Raw genomic sequence first — 19,472 nt, 5'->3', positions numbered from 1 at the left:
TACGTAAGGCCTACACAGACACGCCGAGATTCCATCCATGGAGGCTTGGCTGCAGCATCCCTGCAGCAGACAGTCTGTTACGACCTTACGTATCCAGCCTTTTTTGTTGCGTCTTTGTAGGCTTTGTCACGGCATCCTGGGCACAGAAACGCCTATTTATTAAAGTACCGCCAATTAAGCATTCCACCCATAGCTAGCAATAAGTTTATTTCCTAATTGACTTACTGTGTCTGTAATGGATCTATTCGAAACAGCTTTATGGGACCCATTGCGACGGGAAAGCCTTTGTGTAATGCATAAGTAAAGCCGGAAATCATGTCGTCTGTAAGAACGAAAAGGATAATCTTTGATGCGAAAGTTGTGTGAGAAGCTTCAATTTCGATGACTCGAGCATCTATGCTTATGTCGTCGGCAGAAAATGGTGATTTGACTTCTCTAAACGTCTCTTCCCCTTTTCTATAAACCCGCAGTGAACCTTGTTCTCTTTCGTTCAACTCTAGTAATGCCAACTCTGGTTGATCTAAATATTGCATTACACCAATCCAGGTTCCATAAGGGTGTTTGGCAACACGTTGCTCTGCTTCAGATAGTATTTTCTTTCGGTTTTCTAAAACCTTACGCGGCGTTGACTTTGCCTTTTGTTTTACAAGTCGATAGGTCTGAGAAATATAGCTCTCTTTATCCTTAAAGCTCGACTCCAATACGTTAAAGTCGTTATCTAAGAAAGGCGAAAGGGTAAGCGTGCGTGTAACATTGTCTTCGATCGTTGTTTTAATTGTGCACCGGTTTCCTATGCAAGTAATGTCGTCATTGGTGAACGGTGTGCGACGCATTTTTTTCAAGCCTCCCGGAATGACTATTTCAAAAAAGCTGTGGTCGCCACCTTCCTGTATTTGAAGTAACCGGAATGTCGTTTCATCTTCGCTTATGCCTTCCCATAAACCAGTAGGTAATTTCATTGTGTTGGCAACGCAGTGGCCGCCAAAAGAAAGCAGTGTAACGAAAAATATTAATAGAGATGTACGCACTTCTAGTCCTTTAAAAATGATTTAGGCTTCGCTGTCAATCATAAGTCTATTTCTCTGATTAACAAACGTTTTTACGTTTTAGTGATATGGTAGTTATCGCTGACTAAATCCAGTCGTGTCTAAGGGCAATAAAAAAGCCCGCTACGTGGTACGAAGCGGGCTTTTATGGTTTACTGAATTAGCGTACTTAACCTGTGTTACGCATCCCAATGGCAATGCCTGCAATGGTTACCATCATGGCACGCTCTAAACTGGTGTTTTGCGCATCGTCACCGGCTTTACGGATACGATCGAGAAGCTCAATTTGCAGGTAATGAAGTGGTTGAAGATACGCTGCACGGATCTCCATCGACTCTTTACCTTGCGGGTCGTTTTTCATAATGTCGTCATCGCCTGTAATAGCCAACAGCGACGAGATGCTTTCTTTAAGCTCGCTGCGCAGCGCTTCACCAAAGTGTTTAAGTTCTTTTGGTACAAGGCGCTCATCATAAGCTTCGCTTATGCGTGGGTCAGCTTTGTGGAACACCATGTCCAGCATTGAAAGACGCGAACGATAGAACGGCCATTCGCTGAACATCTCGTTAACCACTTTCTCGTTCTCAGGAGTCTTCACGCTATCAATTGCGCGCATAACGCCTAACCAGCTTGGCAGAACTAAACGGGTTTGTGCCCAGGCGAAGATCCATGGGATAGCACGTAAGCTCTCAATTCCGCCTTGTGGTTTACGCTTAGCAGGGCGGCTGCCTAGAGGAAGCTTACCTAGCTCTTGCTCTGGTGTAGCCACACGGAAGTAAGGGACGAATTCTTCATCATGGCGAACTGTTGCGCGGTAGTTATCGCGACCTTGCGCGGCCATTGCGGTAATAAGCTCACGCCACTCTTCTTTTGGTGCTGGAGGCGGGAACAACATGGCTTCAATTATAGCGCTGGCGTAAATACCTAGGCTGCGTTTAGCCAGTTTTGGCATGCCGAACTTGTAGCGAATGGTTTCACCTTGTTCTGTTACGCGGAATCCACCTTCTAGTGAGCCAGGAGGCTGTGAGTAAATAGCTGCGTGTGCTGGCAAACCGCCGCGGCCAATCGTACCACCACGTCCGTGGAATAGGGTAAGGCTTACGTCGAATTCTTCTGCAATGGCAACTAATGCTTCTTGCGACTGATACTGTGCCCAGCCAGCAGCCAATGCGCCTGCATCTTTTGCTGAGTCAGAGTAACCGATCATGACAAACTGACGGCCCTTCACGTAACCGCGATACCAGTCAATAGACAGCAATTTACGCATTACGTCAGGTGAGTTGTTCAAATCGTCCAGTGTTTCGAACAATGGCGCCACTGGCATTGGCCAATCTACACCGCTTTCTTGAAGTAGTAGCTGAACGGCCATGACATCTGACGGCTCACTGGCCATAGAGATGATATAAATACCAAAGCCGTGCTTGCTGTGCTTCGCAATAACCTTACACGTATCAAGCACTTCTTTTACGTCATCAGACGCGTCCCATTGAGCAGGGAAAAGCGGGCGTTTTGAGCCAAGTTCGCGTAATAAGAAAGCCTGCTTGTCGGCTTCGCTCCACTGAGCATAATCACCAAGACCAAGATAGCGAGTGAGTTCGCTAAAGACGTCTGCGTGACGCTCAGAATCCTGACGTACATCAAGGCGCAGAAGGTGAATACCGAATACTCGAGCACGGCGAATAGTGTCTAGCAGCAGACCGTTTGCTACAACTTGCATTCCGCAGTCTAACAATGACTGGTAGCAAAGCATCAGTGGTTCAATTAGCTCATCATCACTTTCAACCCAGTTTGAAGTATCCGGGTTCTTACCTGCTAAGTAGTCGCTAATGCCATCGCGGGTTGTGATGAACTTGTCCACAAGTGGACGAAGAAGGGCGCGGTATGGCTCGTTGGCGTCGCCGACTTTTTCGCGTAACGCGTCGTTGCAGTCGTACATAGAAAGCTCAACCTGCAAGCGATCAAGATCTATCGCGAAAAGTTTGGCTGCGCGCTTTCTAGCAAGTAAGAGTACTTGCTCTGTCACTTTTGACGTTACAAATGGGTTACCGTCTCTGTCGCCGCCCATCCAAGAGCTAAACTGAACAGGAGAGGCATCTAGCGGCAGTGAGACCTCGTAATCTTCATTTAAACGGCCGTCAAGCTCGCGCATGAAGTCAGGTACTGCTTCCCACAATGAGTTTTCAATAACCGAGAAGCCCCAGCGCGCTTCATCAACAGGTGTAGGGCGCACAGAGCGAATTTCTTCAGTGTGCCAAGCCTGTGCAATAAGGTCTGCAATGCGGGTTTCAATTTTCTTACGCTCAACGTCATTAAGCGATTCTTGGTGTATGGCTTGAAGGCAATTTGCCAATTCTTTGTGTTTATGAATAAGTGTACGACGCGTAACCTCGGTTGGGTGGGCGGTTAGTACAAGATCGATGTTCAGTTTTGCAACTGCATCCTGCACTTTTTCAGCGGTTAACTCAGCTTTATCTAGGTGTTCAAAAAGTGCATCAATCGATGCATCAACATTCATTGCAGCGTTGTATTCTTGCTCAGCAATGTTGCCCAAATTTAAGAATTGTGCGAAGGCACGGCCAACAGTAAGCAAATCGCTGTCAGACATTGTTTTGAAAGTTTCTTTCAGTTCTTCGCTGCACGTAGCGTCTCCCTGATAAGAAGCTCGGCCGCCTTTACGAATCTTTTCAATGCGGTCTAGCCATTCCTGACCTAATTGATTTTTGATTGTCTCACCTAAGGTTTTACCAAGGTATCGAACGGTATCTTTCAGTTCAGCATCATAGTGTGTTTGCATGCTATCCTCCTAAATATATGGGCCTAACCATACTGTGTCCTTTGCGACTTGTCTAACCACTTTCGGTTATAATTTACAACATTTTGATACTTTTGCACCCAAGTTAATATTGCTCAAAGCAAGATATCTTATGGTGTGATACACTCTCGCACCGGAAAATGCAGAAACATTCTCGCGACATGCGTTTTGTTTGAAATTTGTACTGCATTTGTAATTTAATTTCAGGAGTTCTTGTGACTGATACATTCAATACAGTAGAAACCCAAGCAAGTTACGGCATTGGTTTTCAAATGGGTCAACAACTACAATCAAATCCATTTGACGGACTAGCGATTGACGCTGTTGTAGCTGGCCTAAAAGACGCCTTCGCAGGTCAAGCGCCTCAGGTTGACAACGACACACTACGTGATGCGTTCGGCGAAATTCACAAGCGCATGCAAGCGGCTAAAGAAGAAGCGAGCAAAGCGGTTATTGAAGAAGGCACAAAGTACCTTGAAGAAAACGCAAAGCGTGATGAAGTAACCGTTACTGAATCTGGTCTTCAGTACGAAGTTATCGCTGAAGGTGACGGTGAAACGCCAGTTGCGGCTAGCACTGTACGTGTTCACTACCACGGTACACTTATCAACGGTACCACTTTTGACAGCTCTTACGAGCGCGGCCAGCCAGCTGAATTCCCAGTAGGTGGCGTGATTAAAGGTTGGACTGAAGCACTTCAACTTATGAAAGTAGGTGCTAAGTATCGTTTATACGTGCCACATGATCTTGCTTACGGTGAGCAAGGTGCGGGTGCAGCTATTGCACCATACAGCACGCTTATCTTTGACGTAGAGCTTCTAGACGTTCTAGGTTAATGCGTTGTTCACAGGTACGCGACTCAGCGTACCTGTGAACTTTCTCTTCGTTGCATACCGTACTTTGTCAACTACGCGCTACCTCTTTAATTCTCGGCCCATAAACTATTACCCCTTTCCCAATTCGCATAAAGAATTAATCAAAACTCAATTTACTGCTTAGTTTCATTGGTGTGTAGTGGTGTTTGCGATATGCTAAATTCTATCTGCTCCGAGTTGTTATCAGTGGCTTCGGCATTACAATAGCCCCACGCTCAAATAAGGAAAATTATTATGGTTATCAAGCCTAAAGTGAGAGGCTTCATTTGCACAAACGCGCATCCTATTGGCTGTGCAACCGCGGTTGACGAACAAATTGCTTATGTAGAAGCAAAAGGCGACTTAGGCGAAGGCCCTAAAAACGTACTGGTTATTGGTAGCTCAACAGGTTACGGCTTAGCGTCACGCATCACATCTGCCTTTGGTTATGGCGCAAAAACACTAGGTGTGTGCTTTGAGAAAGCGCCAACGGAGCGCAAAACGGGTACAGCAGGTTGGTACAACACTGCAGCGTTCCATGAAAAAGCCAAAGCAAAAGGCTTGTATGCAGATACTATCAACGGCGATGCGTTTTCCGATGAAATCAAAAATGAAACCATCGAAAAAATCAAAGCTGAAATGGGCAAGGTTGATTTGGTCATTTATAGCCTTGCATCCCCGCGTAGAACCGACCCAGAAACAGGCGTGACGTATAAATCTACGCTTAAGCCTGTAGGGCAGGCGTACACAACAAAAACCTACGATACTGATAAAGATAAAGTGCATGAAGTATCGCTAGAGCCAGCCAACGACGAAGAAATCCTTAACACCATCAAAGTGATGGGCGGCGAAGATTGGGAACGTTGGATGGACTTTTTACGTGAAGCCGGTGTGCTTGCTGAAGGCTGTAAAACAACCGCTTACACTTACATAGGCAAAGAGCTTACATGGCCTATTTATGGTCAAGCGACGATTGGTAAAGCGAAAGAAGACTTGGATCGCGCTGCGGCAGCCATTATCGGTAAAAACAGTGATTTGCTTGTGCAAGCCAATGTGAGCTCGTTGAAAGCACTGGTAACGCAGGCAAGCTCAGCCATTCCTGTAATGCCACTTTATATTTCACTTATTTACAAAGTGATGAAAGAGGAAGGCACGCACGAAGGGTGTATTGAGCAGATTCATGGCTTGTTCACTCAGTGCCTGTTTGGCGACACGCCAACGTTAGATGAAGCAAATCGCTATCGCATGGATGGCAAAGAAACTAACGACGCAACCCAAGCAAAAATTAAGGCGCTATGGGATCAAGTGACACAAGAGAACTTTCATGACTTAAGTGACTACAAAGGTTACCACCATGAGTTCTTAAAACTGTTCGGTTTTGACATTTCAAGTGTTGATTACGACAGTGAAGTTGACCCAATGGTTAATTGGTAAAAACTGAACTTACCATTAATTAACCTTGCACTCTTATGGTCGAAAGCCGTCTGATTTGACGGCTTTTTTGTTCCTAATTACAAGCTGATATAGGGGATGGATTCGAAAAATGTAAATGAATAAGACCAAAGGTTTACATTAAATTGTAGAAAAATTTGCCTTTATCTTGAAATAGCGTGGCACAAACGTATGGGTTAATGCTAAAATCCCGAAATTAAGTAGGGGTCTTTTCTACCTCTACCAAAACAGCAGCGGCGATTGCAGTACACAATAAAAACAATAAGTGTAAATTTTCGTTGGTGGTCTATAAATGAAAGAGCGCAACAGTAAACGCTCGCAAAATGGAATTATGCGTTACGGCTTCATAACAGGCTGACCGTAGCAAATCAGCAAGTTCCGCCAATCATGAATAATAAGGTGTTTAACACCTGTTAATAGTGCGCTTTTGCATGCTGACAGGCAGGGTTTCTGCGGTCATGCAAAAGGGTATTTCTATTAGAGTAGTGCAATTACATATGATAAAAATCAAGAAAGGTCTCGACCTCCCAATTGAGGGAGCGCCAAAGCAGGAGATTGCTGATGCATCTGCTGCAACGCGCGTTGCCATTCTGGGAGAAGAATATGTGGGTATGCGCCCTACCATGCACGTCCAAGTTGGCGATGTAGTGAAAAAAGGTCAGGTTCTTTTTGAAGACAAAAAGAACCCTGGCGTTAAATTCACTGCGCCAGCAGCGGGTGAAGTGGTAGAGGTTAACCGTGGTGCAAAACGTGTTCTTCAGTCTGTAGTTATCAAAATGAACGGCAGTGATGCTGTGTCATTTGATAAAATTGCAGCTGACCAGATCGCGAGCGCAACACGTGAGCAGCTTCAGTCAATCCTTGTAGAGTCAGGCATGTGGACAGCGTTACGCACACGTCCATTCAGCAAATCTCCACAGCTGGACTCTGTTCCAAGTTCAATTTTTGTTACAGCAATGGATACTAATCCACTAGCAGCAGATCCTGCTGTGATTATTGCTGAGCGCCAAGACGATTTCGTAAATGGTCTTAAAGCGTTAACGCAATTGAGCGGCGGCAAGACTTACGTTTGTAAAGCGGCAGGTGCTTCAGTTGCTACTGGCGATGCGGCAGTTGATGTTGAAGAATTTGGTGGTCCTCACCCTGCGGGCCTACCGGGTACTCACATCCACTTCCTTGATTCTGCTGGCATGAACAAAACGGTTTGGCACATCAACTACCAAGACGTTATGGCAATTGGTGCATTGCTGACCTCTGGCGAGCTAGATAACCGTCGTGTTATTTCACTTGCGGGTCCCGCTGCAACCAATCCACGCCTAGTGCGAACTGTAATAGGCGCAGATTTGACCGAACTTACTGCAAACGAGCAAGTAGACGGTGAAGTGCGTGTTATCTCTGGCTCTGTACTTAGCGGTACAACAGCGATGGGCGTTCACGGCTTCCTTGGCCGTTTCCACACCCAAGTTTCACTACTAAAAGAAGGTCGCGAGAAAAAGCTATTTGGCTGGATCACTCCAGGTTCAGATAAGCACTCAGTGACTCGTGCTTACTTAGGTCACCTAAGTGGCAACAAGAAATTTGATATGACAACAACTACCAATGGTTCTGAACGTTCTATGGTTCCAATTGGTAATTACGAACGCGTTATGCCCCTAGATATCATTCCTACGCTTCTGCTTAGGGACCTGATTTCTGGTGATACTGACGGTGCTCAGACGTTGGGTTGCTTAGAATTGGACGAAGAAGATTTGGCATTGTGTACTTATGTATGCCCTGGCAAATACAACTACGCTCCTATCTTACGCGACTGTTTGACCACGATAGAGAAAGAGGGTTAAGTCATGGGTTTAAAAGCGTATTTAGAAAAGATCGAACCAAACTTCGAACCAGGTGGTAAGCATGAAAAGTGGTATGCGCTTTACGAAGCTGCGGCGACCATTTTCTACACCCCAGGTAAAGTAAACAAAGCTAACACGCACGTGCGTGACAGCATTGACCTTAAGCGCATCATGATCATGGTATGGATGGCAACATTCCCAGCTATGTTCTTTGGTATGTATAACATTGGTTTCCAAGCGCAAGAAGCAATCGCTGCTGGTGCAGGTACATTACCTGATACGTGGCAAGCAGGCCTATTCGCTGCACTTGGCGGTGACTTGGCAAATGCGGGCACACTAGGTCTGTTCTTCTACGGCGCATGTTTCTGGTTGCCAATCTACGCAGTTACGTTTGCGGTAGGTGGTTTCTGGGAAGTATTATTTGCGTCTGTGCGCAAACACGAAGTTAACGAAGGTTTCTTTGTTACATCAGTTCTGTTCGCACTAACACTTCCAGCTACTATTCCTCTATGGCAAGTTGCACTAGGTATTACCTTCGGTGTTGTTATTGCTAAAGAAGTATTCGGTGGTACAGGTCGTAACTTCCTTAACCCAGCATTGTCTGGTCGTGCATTCCTTTACTTTGCGTATCCTGCACAAATTTCAGGTGACCAAGTATGGGTAGCGGCAGATGGCTATTCTGGTGCAACGTCTCTAAGCCAAGCGGCTTCTGGCAACCTTGATTACGCGAACATGGATCAGTGGATGAACAGCTTCATCGGTACTATTTCAGGTTCAGCGGGTGAGGTGTCTACCCTTGCTATCATTCTTGGTGGCTTGTTCATCATGTACATGCGTATAGCAAGCTGGCGCATTGTTGCTGGTGTAGCAATTGGTGTGGCGTTCTTCGCAACCTTGCTAAACCTAATCGGCAGCGATACTAACCCTATGTTTGCAATGCCTGCTCATTGGCACTTTGTTGTTGGTGGTCTTGCTTTTGGTATGTTCTTTATGGCGACAGACCCAGTATCTGCGTCGTTCACAAACCAAGGTAAGTGGGCTTACGGTATCTTCATTGGTTTTATGACGGTACTAATCCGCGTCCTTAACCCAGCCTTCCCAGAAGGTGTAATGCTAGCAATTCTATTTGCTAACTTGTGGGCGCCACTGTTCGACTATTTCGTCGCACAAAGCAATATCAAGCGGAGGGTAGCACGTGTCGGCTAAGAAAGAATCTTTAGGCAAGACGGTAGGTATTGTTGTTGCCGTATGTTTAGTTTGTTCAATTGTTGTTTCTGGCGCGGCTGTTGGCCTTCGCTCGCTACAGCAAACAAACGCAGCTCTAGATAAAAAGAGCAACATTCTTAATGCTGCAGGCCTTTATGAAATGGGCATGAGCAATAGCGCAATTGAAAGCACGTACAGCGAGCGAGTAGAACAGCGTTTTGTTAATCTTGACGAGGGTACTTTCGTAGAAGCGCCTAAGCCAGATTACGATATGTATAAAGCAGCCAAAGAAACTGAGTACAGCACTAAGGTAACTAACAGCAATGTTGGTTTCCAACGCCGCCCTAACGTGGCAAGTGTTTACTTAGTTCGCGACGACGCAGGTGATGTATCTCGTATCATCCTTCCTGTACACGGCAGCGGCCTTTGGGATCTTATGTACGGTTTCTTAGCGGTAGACGCAGACGGCCAAACGGTTCGCGAGCTCATTTACTATCAGCAAAAAGAAACGCCAGGACTAGGTGGTGAAGTGCAAAACCCTGCTTGGCAGGACAAATGGGACGGCAAAGAGCTTTACGAGAATGGTGAAGTTGCTATTCGCGTAGTGAAAAATGCTAACCCTAGCAATCCTCACACTATCGATGCGCTTTCAGGTGCAACCCTAACCAGCAACGGTGTTGAAAACACCATTCGTTACTGGGTAGGCGAGCAAGGCTTCGGCCAGTTCCTGAAGAACCAAGCATGGCGTTCATAAGGGAAGTCTCATGGCAGATACTAAAGAAATGAAAAAGGCCCTCTTTGGGCCAATCCTGGACAACAACCCGATCGCCCTACAGGTATTGGGTATCTGTTCAGCACTGGCAATTACCACTAAGCTGGAAACAGCATTGGTAATGTCGCTTGCGCTTACAAGCGTTGTAGCGTTCTCAAACTTGTTTATTTCACTAATTCGTAACCAGATCCCATCTAGCGTTCGAATTATTATCCAGATGACCATCATTGCATCGTTGGTAATCGTTGTTGACCAAATTCTGAAAGCGTATTCGTATGAAATATCGAAGCAGCTGTCGGTATTCGTTGGTCTGATTATTACTAACTGTATCGTAATGGGTCGTGCTGAAGCTTACGCCATGAAGAGCCCACCTCTGATGAGCTTCCTTGATGGTATTGGTAACGGCTTGGGTTACTCTTTCATTCTAATTGTTATTGGTACAATTAAAGAGCTATTTGGTTTCGGTACTATTTTAGGTTTCGAAATCCTTCCACTGGTTCAAAACGGTGGCTGGTATCAGGGTAACGGTTTGTTAATCCTACCATTCAGCTCATTCTTCTTAATCGGCGGTATGATTTGGTTTATCCGTACTATCCGTCCAGAGCAAGTAGAGCCTAAGGAGTAAGTCATGGAACATTATTTGTCGTTATTTGTTCGCTCAATTTTCGTTGAGAACATGGCGTTATCACTTTTCTTGGGTATGTGTACATTCCTAGCGGTATCTAAGAAAGTTAAAACTGCTATGGGTCTTGGTGTTGCAGTTATCGTGGTACTAGGTATCTCTGTACCGGTTAACCAAGTTATTTATGTAAACATTCTTGCTCCAGGCGCACTAGCATGGGCAGGTTTCCCAGAAGCTGACCTAAGCTTCCTTAACTTCCTAACGTTTATCGGTGTTATCGCGGCGTTGGTACAGATTCTAGAGATGAGCTTAGACAAGTTCTTCCCTGCGCTTTACAACGCACTAGGTATCTTCCTTCCGCTAATTACCGTTAACTGTGCAATCTTCGGTGGTGTGGCGTTTGCGGTACAGCGTGAATACAACTTCACTGAAAGCATCGTTTACGGCGTTGGTAGTGGTATGGGCTGGGCACTAGCAATTGTGTTGCTAGCGGCAGTACGTGAAAAGCTGAAGTATGCTGACATGCCTGATGGTGTTCGTGGTCTTGGTTCTGTATTCATGATCGCTGGCCTAATGGCACTTGGCTTCCAGTCATTCACTGGTATTCAGCTGTAATAGAGCTCGGGAGCATATAAATGAATAATGTAGAAATATATCTAGGCGTAGGCATGTTCATTGCCATCGTTCTAGCGCTGGTATTTATTATCATGTTTGCCAAGTCTAAATTGGTACCAAGCGGTGATGTTACTATCACTATCAATGGTGACCCAGATAAGGCAATCAAAACAGCACCGGGTGGCAAGCTTCTTGGTGCACTAGCTGACGCAGGTTACTTCGTATCTTCTGCTTGTGGTGGCGGTGGCTCATGTGGCCAGTGTCGTGTAGACGTACACTCAGGTGGTGGTGAAATTCTTCCAACTGAACTAGACCACATCACTAAAGGTGAAGCACGCGAAGGCTGCCGTCTTTCATGTCAGGTTGCTATTAAGCAAGACATGGAGATCGAGCTTGAAGAGTCGGTATTTGGTGTTAAGAAGTGGGATTGTGAAGTTATCTCTAACGATAACAAAGCAACCTTCATCAAAGAACTGAAGCTTAAAATTCCTAATGGTGAAAGTGTACCTTTCCGTGCAGGTGGTTATATTCAGATTGAAGCGCCAGCGCACCACGTTAAGTACAAAGAGTTCGATATTCCTGAAGAATACCGCGGTGACTGGGAGCGTTTTGGCTTCTTCGACATCGAGTCTAAAGTAGACGAAGAGACTATTCGTGCTTACTCAATGGCGAACTACCCAGAAGAAGAAGGCATTATTATGTTGAACGTGCGTATTGCTACGCCGCCACCTAATAACCTAAGCCTACCTGCGGGTAAAATGTCATCGTATATTTGGAGCCTGAAAGAAGGTGACAAAGCGACTATCTCTGGTCCATTCGGTGAATTCTTCGCGAAAGAAACTGAAAACGAAATGGTATTCGTAGGTGGTGGTGCTGGTATGGCCCCAATGCGTTCACACATCTTCGATCAGCTTCGTCGCCTTAAGTCTAAGCGTAAGATGAGCTTCTGGTACGGTGCACGTTCACTTCGTGAAATGTTCTATACAGAAGACTTCGATGAGTTAGCAGCAGAAAACGATAACTTTGAGTGGCACGTAGCACTTTCTGATCCTCAGCCAGAGGACAACTGGGAAGGTTACACAGGGTTCATTCACCAAGTACTTCTTGAGAACTACTTGAAAGATCACCCTGCACCAGAAGACTGTGAGTTCTACATGTGTGGACCACCTATGATGAACGCGGCCGTAATCAACATGCTTAAAGATTTAGGTGTTGAGGACGAAAACATCATGCTAGATGACTTCGGTGGCTAAGCTACTCGCTTAAAAACTCAAGCATATTAAAAGGGGCGTAAGCCCCTTTTTCGTTGAAGCAAAACGCATAATGCACATAATACCCGTTTCGTTTTGTGCATATTAGCTAAGGACAACATCGTGATTCGATTTGCTATTCGAATATTCCTCGCCTTTGTTGCGGTAGGTATTCTACTACTCGCAAGCTGTAGCGACGAAAAAACGCCTGTAGTACACCTGCAAGGGCAGACAATGGGCACAACCTACAATGTAAAATACCTTGTAGCTGAAATGCCGGTAGAAGGCTTGCAAGCTGAAATAGATGCCCGTCTTGTTGAGGTTAACAAGATGATGTCTACTTACGACCCAACGTCAGAACTATCAAGGTTCAATCAATATCGCTACACCGACAATTTCGCCGTGTCGCCAGATACGTTAACCGTGGTAAATGAAGCGCTGCGCTTGGCTAATCTTAGTGGCGGTGTACTTGATGTTACCGTTGGCCCATTGGTTAATTTGTGGGGGTTTGGCCCAACTAAGCGCCCTGAAAAAGTACCAAGCCAGACAGACATCGACGATATTCGCGAATATGTGGGTTATAAGAAGCTGTCAACCACGCCTACAGGCTTAAAGAAAAGTCACCCAATGCTTTATGTCGACCTGTCGACTATTGCAAAAGGTTTTGGCGTTGATGAAGTGGCGGAGATCCTTGAAAACCACAACATTGAAAACTACCTTGTAGAAATAGGTGGTGAAATGCGTGTGAAAGGTGAACGTGGCGACGGCAGTGAGTGGCTGATTGCCATTGAAAAGCCAGTTACCACTGAACGTGCTGTTCAAAAAGTTGTCTCAATAGGAGAAAACGCGGTTGCTACATCAGGTGACTATCGCAACTATTACGAAGAAGACGGCGTTCGTTATTCGCATCTAATCGACCCCACAACGGGCAAACCAATTTCACACAACTTGGTGTCGGTCACCGTTGTCCACCCTTCGTCGATGACGTCTGATGGCTTGGCAACAGCGTTTAATGTGATGGGGTGGGGACAAGCAATAGCAGTTGCAGAGCAAGAACAACTTGCTGTATTTCTCATTCGTCGCACAGAAGACGGATTTGAAGAGTATGCGTCGCCAGAATTTGATAAACTGGTCACAGTTCATAATTAGGGGGTAGCAATGTCTACATTTATCCTTGCTTTTGGTTTCTTTCTAACAATGGTACTGGCGATGGCCGTAGGTTACCTTTTTCAGAAAAAATCAATCTCTGGAAGCTGCGGTGGCTTAGGTGCACTAGGTATTGAAAAAGCCTGTGACTGCCCTGAACCTTGTGACCGCAAAAAGTCACGTATGGAAAAAGAAGAAGCCCGTCAAAAAAAGCTAAACGAGTGGAAGCAAAACCAAATTTTGTAATGCTGAAACTATTGTTTGCTTAAGTGTAAAAAGCGCTGTTTGAGAACTTCGACGGCGCTTTTTACTATATATTGTAAAAACAATGCTTTAACGATTCTGCGTATCTATGCGGACGTGCATACATGACGCTGATTTAGGGCAACCTGGTGCGGCACCAGTCGAGATGAGTCGCTCTATATAAAAGTGAAAATTTGAGAGACTCTCATTTATTAAGATTTTGATATACCCACCTTTTGTATCGTTGCTCCACATACAGATTTAAGCTAAATTTAACGCTCGAACAATTACAAACATCAACATCAGCACATCAAGGAAGAGCTATGGCACGCAGTATACGCCTCGGGACTATCAGTGTAGTCGCATTAACATTAGCCGCTTGTGGAGGCGGAGGTTCTGACTCTGCGGGGCCGGCAAACGGCGGTTCCTCCTCGGTTTCGTCATCTACCATTATAAAAAACGCTAAAGACTACGATGTGTCGCGTCTCAACACCGCAGCAAAAACAATTGCAAACGCCCAATACAAAGGCAAAACAACCGATGCACAAGTAGATCTGACGTTAGCTCAACAGGCGTTCAATTTACTTTTCAATGATTCTGTTATGACTTTGCCAGAACTGGCAGAGCAGGACTTCACTGATGACGTTATTAATGGCGCGATAAAGAAAACATACACTTGTGACCAAGGTGGTAGCGTTGCTTATGACGGTAAGGTGTCAGATTCCTCCACCGGTATCATCGCCATGAATTACCAAAACTGTTGGTTATATAGCAACGGTGCAGCTATTTCCGGATCAACGGCTATCGCTATCGAAAGCGTGTCAGAGAACGCGGTGAAATACAGTTTGTTTATCGATAAGCTAACATGGACTTACGAAGGTACGCCTTATACTTTGTCGGGCGTTGTCTCAGTTGATGAAGGGTTTAACCAAACTAACGGTAGCTATGAAGCGGACACAAGCCAACACGTCGCATTAACCATTGGCTCTGAGCAGTACAAATTGGAAGGCAATTTCAATATATCTGAATATTCTTATGACTCCGTTAATCATGCTGAAGTTGACTTCTACGTTGGCTCTAAAGGTAAACTTGTTATTGAGGCAGATAGCCCTGAATATTTTTCGCCATATATGTACAGGGGAGAAGTTATTATAGCGGGTAACAAAACCTCATCGTTTTTGTTTGAGGATGGTTTTATTCGCTATTTGGAAGATTCAGATAACGACGGTAACTATGACATAGGTACATTTTTGGTCGATGCTGACGATTTAATTAGCGGTAACTTAGCAGGCAGAAACCTCGTCGCCATTGCAGATATGTCTGCTCCACCCATTGTAAATGCACCTGGCTTTTACCCTGATGAGATAGTGAATACAACGACACCCATAACCGTTAGCGGGGGATATTATTACGATAGCGATACAGAGGACGAAGATTTATCCGTCAGTTACCGCTGGTATCTCAACGGTAACTTGGTAGAAGACGTTGTAGGGGATACCTTTCCAGCCTACCGGGCTGTCTTTAACGATGTACTAGAAGTGTCTATGGTTATTTCTGATAGCGCCAACACTGTAGAATCAGATCGCACTTCCATTGTGTTGTCGGACGCCCCGGCAGAAGTAGTGCTCGAAAATTTACCTGAAGCTGTTTCCCCTGGGGAATATGTTGAATTTAAGGCTTCTGTGTCTGACCCCGATCTTGGCGACAATCAAGGGGCTCCCACATTGGTGTCTGCGCCTTCTGGGGCGACCATTAATGATGAAGGGGTGATCAACTGGCAAGTACCGACAAGTCAATTATTTAAAACTCAGCTTTATGCATTTGGTTTTTCGACAGGCTTAGATGGTGCTGAAGTCGTCAAAACCCATGTCTCAGTGACTAATCATGACGTACAAGAATTAGCTCGTTCGGGAGTTGAAGTACCTAAATTGAACAATTCAATGGTAGTTGGTGATTTTGACCACGATGGTGACAATGAAGTTCTCTCAACTGATTCTGCAAATCGCGTGTTCTTGCTCTCTTATCAAAACGGCATCTACAACCAAACTTGGATGTATCCCTACTTACTCGAACAAGGTGGGACAATAAAGCAAGTTCTCAGTACAGATTTTGATAACGACGATTACCCCGACATTATAGTGATATCTGAAAACAGTGTATCCGTAATTACCGACATTGACGTACCGGCAACCACGCTGTTTACCACCGACAATTATATACATAGCGCCGTTCTTGGAGATATTGATAACGATGGTGACGATGAATTAGCCTACCTATATTCATCATATGCTTATGGCGAAACCAATCAGATCGCAGTGGTTGACCTGAGTTCGCCCGAATCTCCATTGTTTACGTTCACCGCGGAAGAAACAGATGAAATTGCTTTAGGTAATGTAGATAACGACACTCACTTAGAGCTCGTTACAAATTCTGGTTTGGTTTACGACTTGGAAACTGGTGAAAATCAATGGTTCTTGGGAGCAGGTTTCAGTAGTAGCCATATTGCTGTTGCCGATATAAATGGCGACGGTATTGATGAAATTGTAGGGGCAGACAGTTGGTCTTACATCTATGTGTACTCAGCACAAAACAAATCTCAAATTACGAGTATTGAAAATTTTAACACTTGCGACATTAGCGCAGGAAGGCTCACCGTAGATAGTAATCCTGTATTGCTCGTTGGAGACTGCCAATGGGGCAATATTCACGCTATGAAGTTGTCTAATAATTCGCTTACTTCAGTATTTAGCATTGATATGGTTGATCATGGTTCTGCTTCGCTGACCCTTGGCGATGCCGATAATGACGGCCTTAATGAACTGTTATGGGGCACCGGTACTACACATTCTGGTGAAGATTTACTCGTAACGGCTGATGTCACTGCCACTTCTGCAACAATTAAAACCGCTGCGACTACGCATCAGCTAGATAGCTTTAATGCAGCTGGGTGGGCAGATTTGTATCCTGGTGACGAACGCGCTGTTTTCTTCGTACCGAGCACGGGGAGCGGCTATGACGGCTCCAAGGTTTTACTTATGGAGAAAACCGGGAATTACATCACCAGTGAAGAAGTTTCTTCTAACTGGGATAACTCTGGTATTGCTGTAACTACCGATTACAACAATGACGGTGCCGGTGATTTATTCCTACCTACTGCACAAACCTATGATGGCGCGTTTGCTGCAATGCGATTAAATGATTTCTCTATTCAATATGAGATTACAGGGAGTTATTCGAACGATGTTTCAGTTATTAAAGCATTCGACTTTAATAACGATGGTTTCGATGATGCCGTATATGTTGATGGTCGAACGTTAAAAGCGGTGGACGTGAAGAATCAAGTTATGTTGGCTACGTACACTATGCCTCAGTACTTTCGTGACTTTGATATTGTCGCGATGAATGGCAGTGTGTATGTGGCGCTTTCATTAGGTGACGAAATCACTGAATTACTTACGCCAACAACATCAGGTTTTTCAATTTTGGCCAGCACTGATACTTCTTGCACGCGTCTTACCTTTATAAACGCTGATAGCGACGCTGCCACAGAACTTGCTTGTTATAACGATCAGAACCAGTCTCTCGTTCTGTTTGACGTTACAGACACCAGTTTGACTAAAACATCAGACGTTCGTATCAACACGACAATCATCGACATGGTAGCAAATCCGATGACTTCCGCTAATCAAACTCTCATCGTGACTTCCGCGAATGACGATGATTACTTGGAGTATTACGGTGTTTCAGAGCTCAGCGAAATGACAGCTGAAGGGATCTCTATCTGGAAAAGCCCATCGTTGATTGGTTCTGCGCGCAAATACTCGCTTCATACGAGAAAATCGTCCGAGGGAAACCTTGAAGTGTTAATGGCTACAACAAGAGCAATGTATTGGTTAGGCCGCGCTGAGTAAGTAGCGCTATCTGCGCTCATTTCGATACCGTTCTGAGGCGTTTTTTAGTATAGCGGCGACACATCAATGTTGGTGTATCGCCGTTTTTTTTGGGTCTTCTAGTTCTGGTCACACGGTGAAAAAATACACTTGTTTAAATATGTGCCTTTTATAAGGAATTAGAACTCCGTTAATTTTATTGATATCTCAAAACGAAATAGTGTAATTAACCGCCATTGATAATATACTGTCTTTTTGTACAGTCTCGTGTGAGCACGTTAAGAGCAAAGGCAGGTAATGCGAAAAATTATCCACGTCGACATGGATTGTTTTTATGCCGCAGTTGAAATGCGCGACAACCCAGCCTTGCGCGATATTCCTATTGCCATTGGTGGCAGTGCCGACCGTCGTGGGGTTATTTCTACCTGCAACTATCCTGCCCGCAAATTTGGTGTGCGCTCAGCTATGGCCACAGCGTATGCCTTAAAGCTTTGTCCAAATCTAACCCTCGTAAAGGGGCGTATGGATGTATACGCTGCCGAGTCGCAAAAAATACGTAAGATTTTTGCAGACTACACCGACCTTATTGAGCCCCTATCATTAGATGAAGCCTATTTGGACGTGACCAATAGTGAGTTTTGTGGGGGCAGTGCCACGTTAATTGCGGAAGAAATACGCGCTCGTATTGAAAGGGAGTTAGGTCTTACCGCTTCAGCAGGGGTCGCGCCTTGCAAATTCGTGGCGAAAGTAGCCAGTGACGAAAACAAGCCCAACGGCATTTGTGTGATCACGCCCGATAATCTCGATGCCTTTGTACGCGAAATGCCGCTAAAGAAAATTCCAGGCGTGGGCAAAGTTACTATGCAAAAGCTTCAGCGTATGGGGCTTAATACCTGTAACGATGTTCGCCAGTATCCTTTTGAGCGCATTCAAAAAGAACTGGGTAAGTTCGGTAGTGTACTGTGGGAACGGGCTCATGGTATTGATGAGCGTGAATTGTCGGTATCGCGAGAGCGCAAGTCTATAGGTGTAGAGCGCACGCTAAATGAAGATATACACACTATCGAGCAATGCATCGACTTCTTGCCCCATTTGTTTGAAAAGCTTCAGCAGCGTATGGAAAACCATAAAAAGCGCACAGGCAAGCCTGTGCGTATTCGCACCCAAGGCGTAAAGCTTAAGTTTAACGACTTTCAGCTAACGACTGTTGAGCACCGCAGCGCGGCGCTTAATGAAGCGTATTTTCACACACTAATGCAGGAAGCTTTCGAGCGAGCAACAGGGCGTGGCATCCGTCTTGTAGGCGTACATATTGGTCTTGCAGCCGACCAATCGACACAACAGCTGGTTTTGCCTTTTGAGCAGATTTAATTAACACTAGCGCCTTATTCTCTGACGCAACATTTATCTCGAAGGTCACTATGGACTCAAAACAACTCAAAACCCCCGGCCGCTATAAGCACTACAAAGGTAATCTATACGATGTATATGAAGTGGCTACACATTCAGAAGACGAAAGTAAGCTAGTGGTATATCGGCCGTGTTATGGCGAAAAAGCGTTATGGGTTCGCCCTCTGGGTATGTTTGTAGAGTCAGTGGAAAAAGACGGAGAGACACTTCCTCGTTTTGCTTATGTTGGTGATATCCCTGAAGATGAAAAAATGATCTAATTGTGAAATTAGGTCATAGTGTAAGAGGTCTTATTAAAACAGGCTTCTTACAAGGAAAT

At 45.1% G+C, this 19,472-nt stretch carries 15 protein-coding genes; 13 read left to right on the top strand and 2 right to left on the bottom strand.

What is annotated here, in order from left to right:
* Positions 1-221: 221 nt before the first annotated feature.
* Both BK026_RS11655 and ppc read right to left on the bottom strand, forming a co-directional pair.
* A complete protein-coding gene (locus tag BK026_RS11655) occupies positions 222-1,028 on the bottom strand; it encodes a hypothetical protein (RefSeq protein WP_071816001.1) in 807 nt (268 codons plus the stop codon).
* A gap of 187 nt (positions 1,029-1,215) precedes the next feature.
* Positions 1,216-3,837 (bottom strand): phosphoenolpyruvate carboxylase, encoded by a 2,622-nt coding sequence (ppc, locus tag BK026_RS11650; protein ID WP_071816000.1) that lies wholly within the window; start codon positions 3,835-3,837, stop codon positions 1,216-1,218.
* 233 nt (positions 3,838-4,070) lie between these two features.
* Here ppc and BK026_RS11645 point away from each other — a divergent pair, with 233 nt between their 5' ends.
* The 13 genes from BK026_RS11645 to BK026_RS11585 all read left to right on the top strand — a co-directional run bounded on the left by BK026_RS11645 (position 4,071) and on the right by BK026_RS11585 (position 19,413).
* Positions 4,071-4,691: an FKBP-type peptidyl-prolyl cis-trans isomerase gene (locus tag BK026_RS11645; RefSeq protein ID WP_014950800.1), complete on the top strand. Its 621-nt coding sequence runs from the start codon at positions 4,071-4,073 to the stop codon at positions 4,689-4,691.
* A gap of 273 nt (positions 4,692-4,964) precedes the next feature.
* Entirely contained in the window at positions 4,965-6,143 is a 1,179-nt protein-coding gene (gene fabV / locus BK026_RS11640) for an enoyl-ACP reductase FabV (RefSeq protein WP_071815999.1), read from the top strand.
* A 515-nt stretch (positions 6,144-6,658) separates the two neighbouring features.
* On the top strand, positions 6,659-7,999 hold the full coding sequence (locus tag BK026_RS11635; RefSeq protein WP_071817623.1) for a Na(+)-translocating NADH-quinone reductase subunit A: 1,341 nt from the start codon (positions 6,659-6,661) through the stop codon (positions 7,997-7,999).
* 3 nt (positions 8,000-8,002) lie between these two features.
* A complete protein-coding gene (locus BK026_RS11630; protein ID WP_014950797.1) occupies positions 8,003-9,205 on the top strand; it encodes an NADH:ubiquinone reductase (Na(+)-transporting) subunit B in 1,203 nt (400 codons plus the stop codon).
* The gene (locus BK026_RS11625; protein WP_014950796.1) at positions 9,195-9,959 is read left to right on the top strand and encodes a Na(+)-translocating NADH-quinone reductase subunit C; all 765 of its coding nucleotides are present in this window, start codon (positions 9,195-9,197) and stop codon (positions 9,957-9,959) included. The genes BK026_RS11630 and BK026_RS11625 overlap by 11 nt, the downstream gene beginning before the upstream one ends.
* A 10-nt stretch (positions 9,960-9,969) precedes the next feature.
* Positions 9,970-10,602, top strand: coding sequence for an NADH:ubiquinone reductase (Na(+)-transporting) subunit D (locus tag BK026_RS11620; protein ID WP_014950795.1), 633 nt, complete (start codon positions 9,970-9,972; stop codon positions 10,600-10,602).
* A gap of 3 nt (positions 10,603-10,605) precedes the next feature.
* Positions 10,606-11,214 carry an NADH:ubiquinone reductase (Na(+)-transporting) subunit E gene (gene nqrE, locus BK026_RS11615; RefSeq protein WP_014950794.1) on the top strand — a complete coding sequence of 203 codons (609 nt, stop codon included), beginning with the start codon at positions 10,606-10,608 and terminating at the stop codon, positions 11,212-11,214.
* A gap of 20 nt (positions 11,215-11,234) precedes the next feature.
* Entirely contained in the window at positions 11,235-12,467 is a 1,233-nt protein-coding gene (gene nqrF, locus BK026_RS11610) for an NADH:ubiquinone reductase (Na(+)-transporting) subunit F (protein WP_071815998.1), read from the top strand.
* A gap of 120 nt (positions 12,468-12,587) precedes the next feature.
* The gene (locus BK026_RS11605; protein ID WP_071815997.1) at positions 12,588-13,613 is read left to right on the top strand and encodes an FAD:protein FMN transferase; all 1,026 of its coding nucleotides are present in this window, start codon (positions 12,588-12,590) and stop codon (positions 13,611-13,613) included.
* Positions 13,614-13,622: 9 nt separating this feature from the next.
* On the top strand, positions 13,623-13,856 hold the full coding sequence (gene nqrM, locus BK026_RS11600; RefSeq protein ID WP_014950791.1) for a (Na+)-NQR maturation NqrM: 234 nt from the start codon (positions 13,623-13,625) through the stop codon (positions 13,854-13,856).
* A gap of 320 nt (positions 13,857-14,176) precedes the next feature.
* A complete protein-coding gene (locus BK026_RS11595) occupies positions 14,177-17,764 on the top strand; it encodes a VCBS repeat-containing protein (RefSeq protein WP_071815996.1) in 3,588 nt (1,195 codons plus the stop codon).
* Positions 17,765-18,040: 276 nt separating this feature from the next.
* The gene (dinB, locus tag BK026_RS11590; protein ID WP_071815995.1) at positions 18,041-19,114 is read left to right on the top strand and encodes a DNA polymerase IV; all 1,074 of its coding nucleotides are present in this window, start codon (positions 18,041-18,043) and stop codon (positions 19,112-19,114) included.
* Positions 19,115-19,164: 50 nt separating this feature from the next.
* Positions 19,165-19,413 carry a DUF1653 domain-containing protein gene (locus BK026_RS11585; protein ID WP_071815994.1) on the top strand — a complete coding sequence of 83 codons (249 nt, stop codon included), beginning with the start codon at positions 19,165-19,167 and terminating at the stop codon, positions 19,411-19,413.
* Positions 19,414-19,472: the final 59 nt, after the last annotated feature.

Source organism: Alteromonas sp. V450 (assembly GCF_001885075.1).
Lineage (GTDB): Bacteria > Pseudomonadota > Gammaproteobacteria > Enterobacterales > Alteromonadaceae > Alteromonas.
This window is presented reverse-complemented; position numbering and strand designations above follow the sequence as displayed.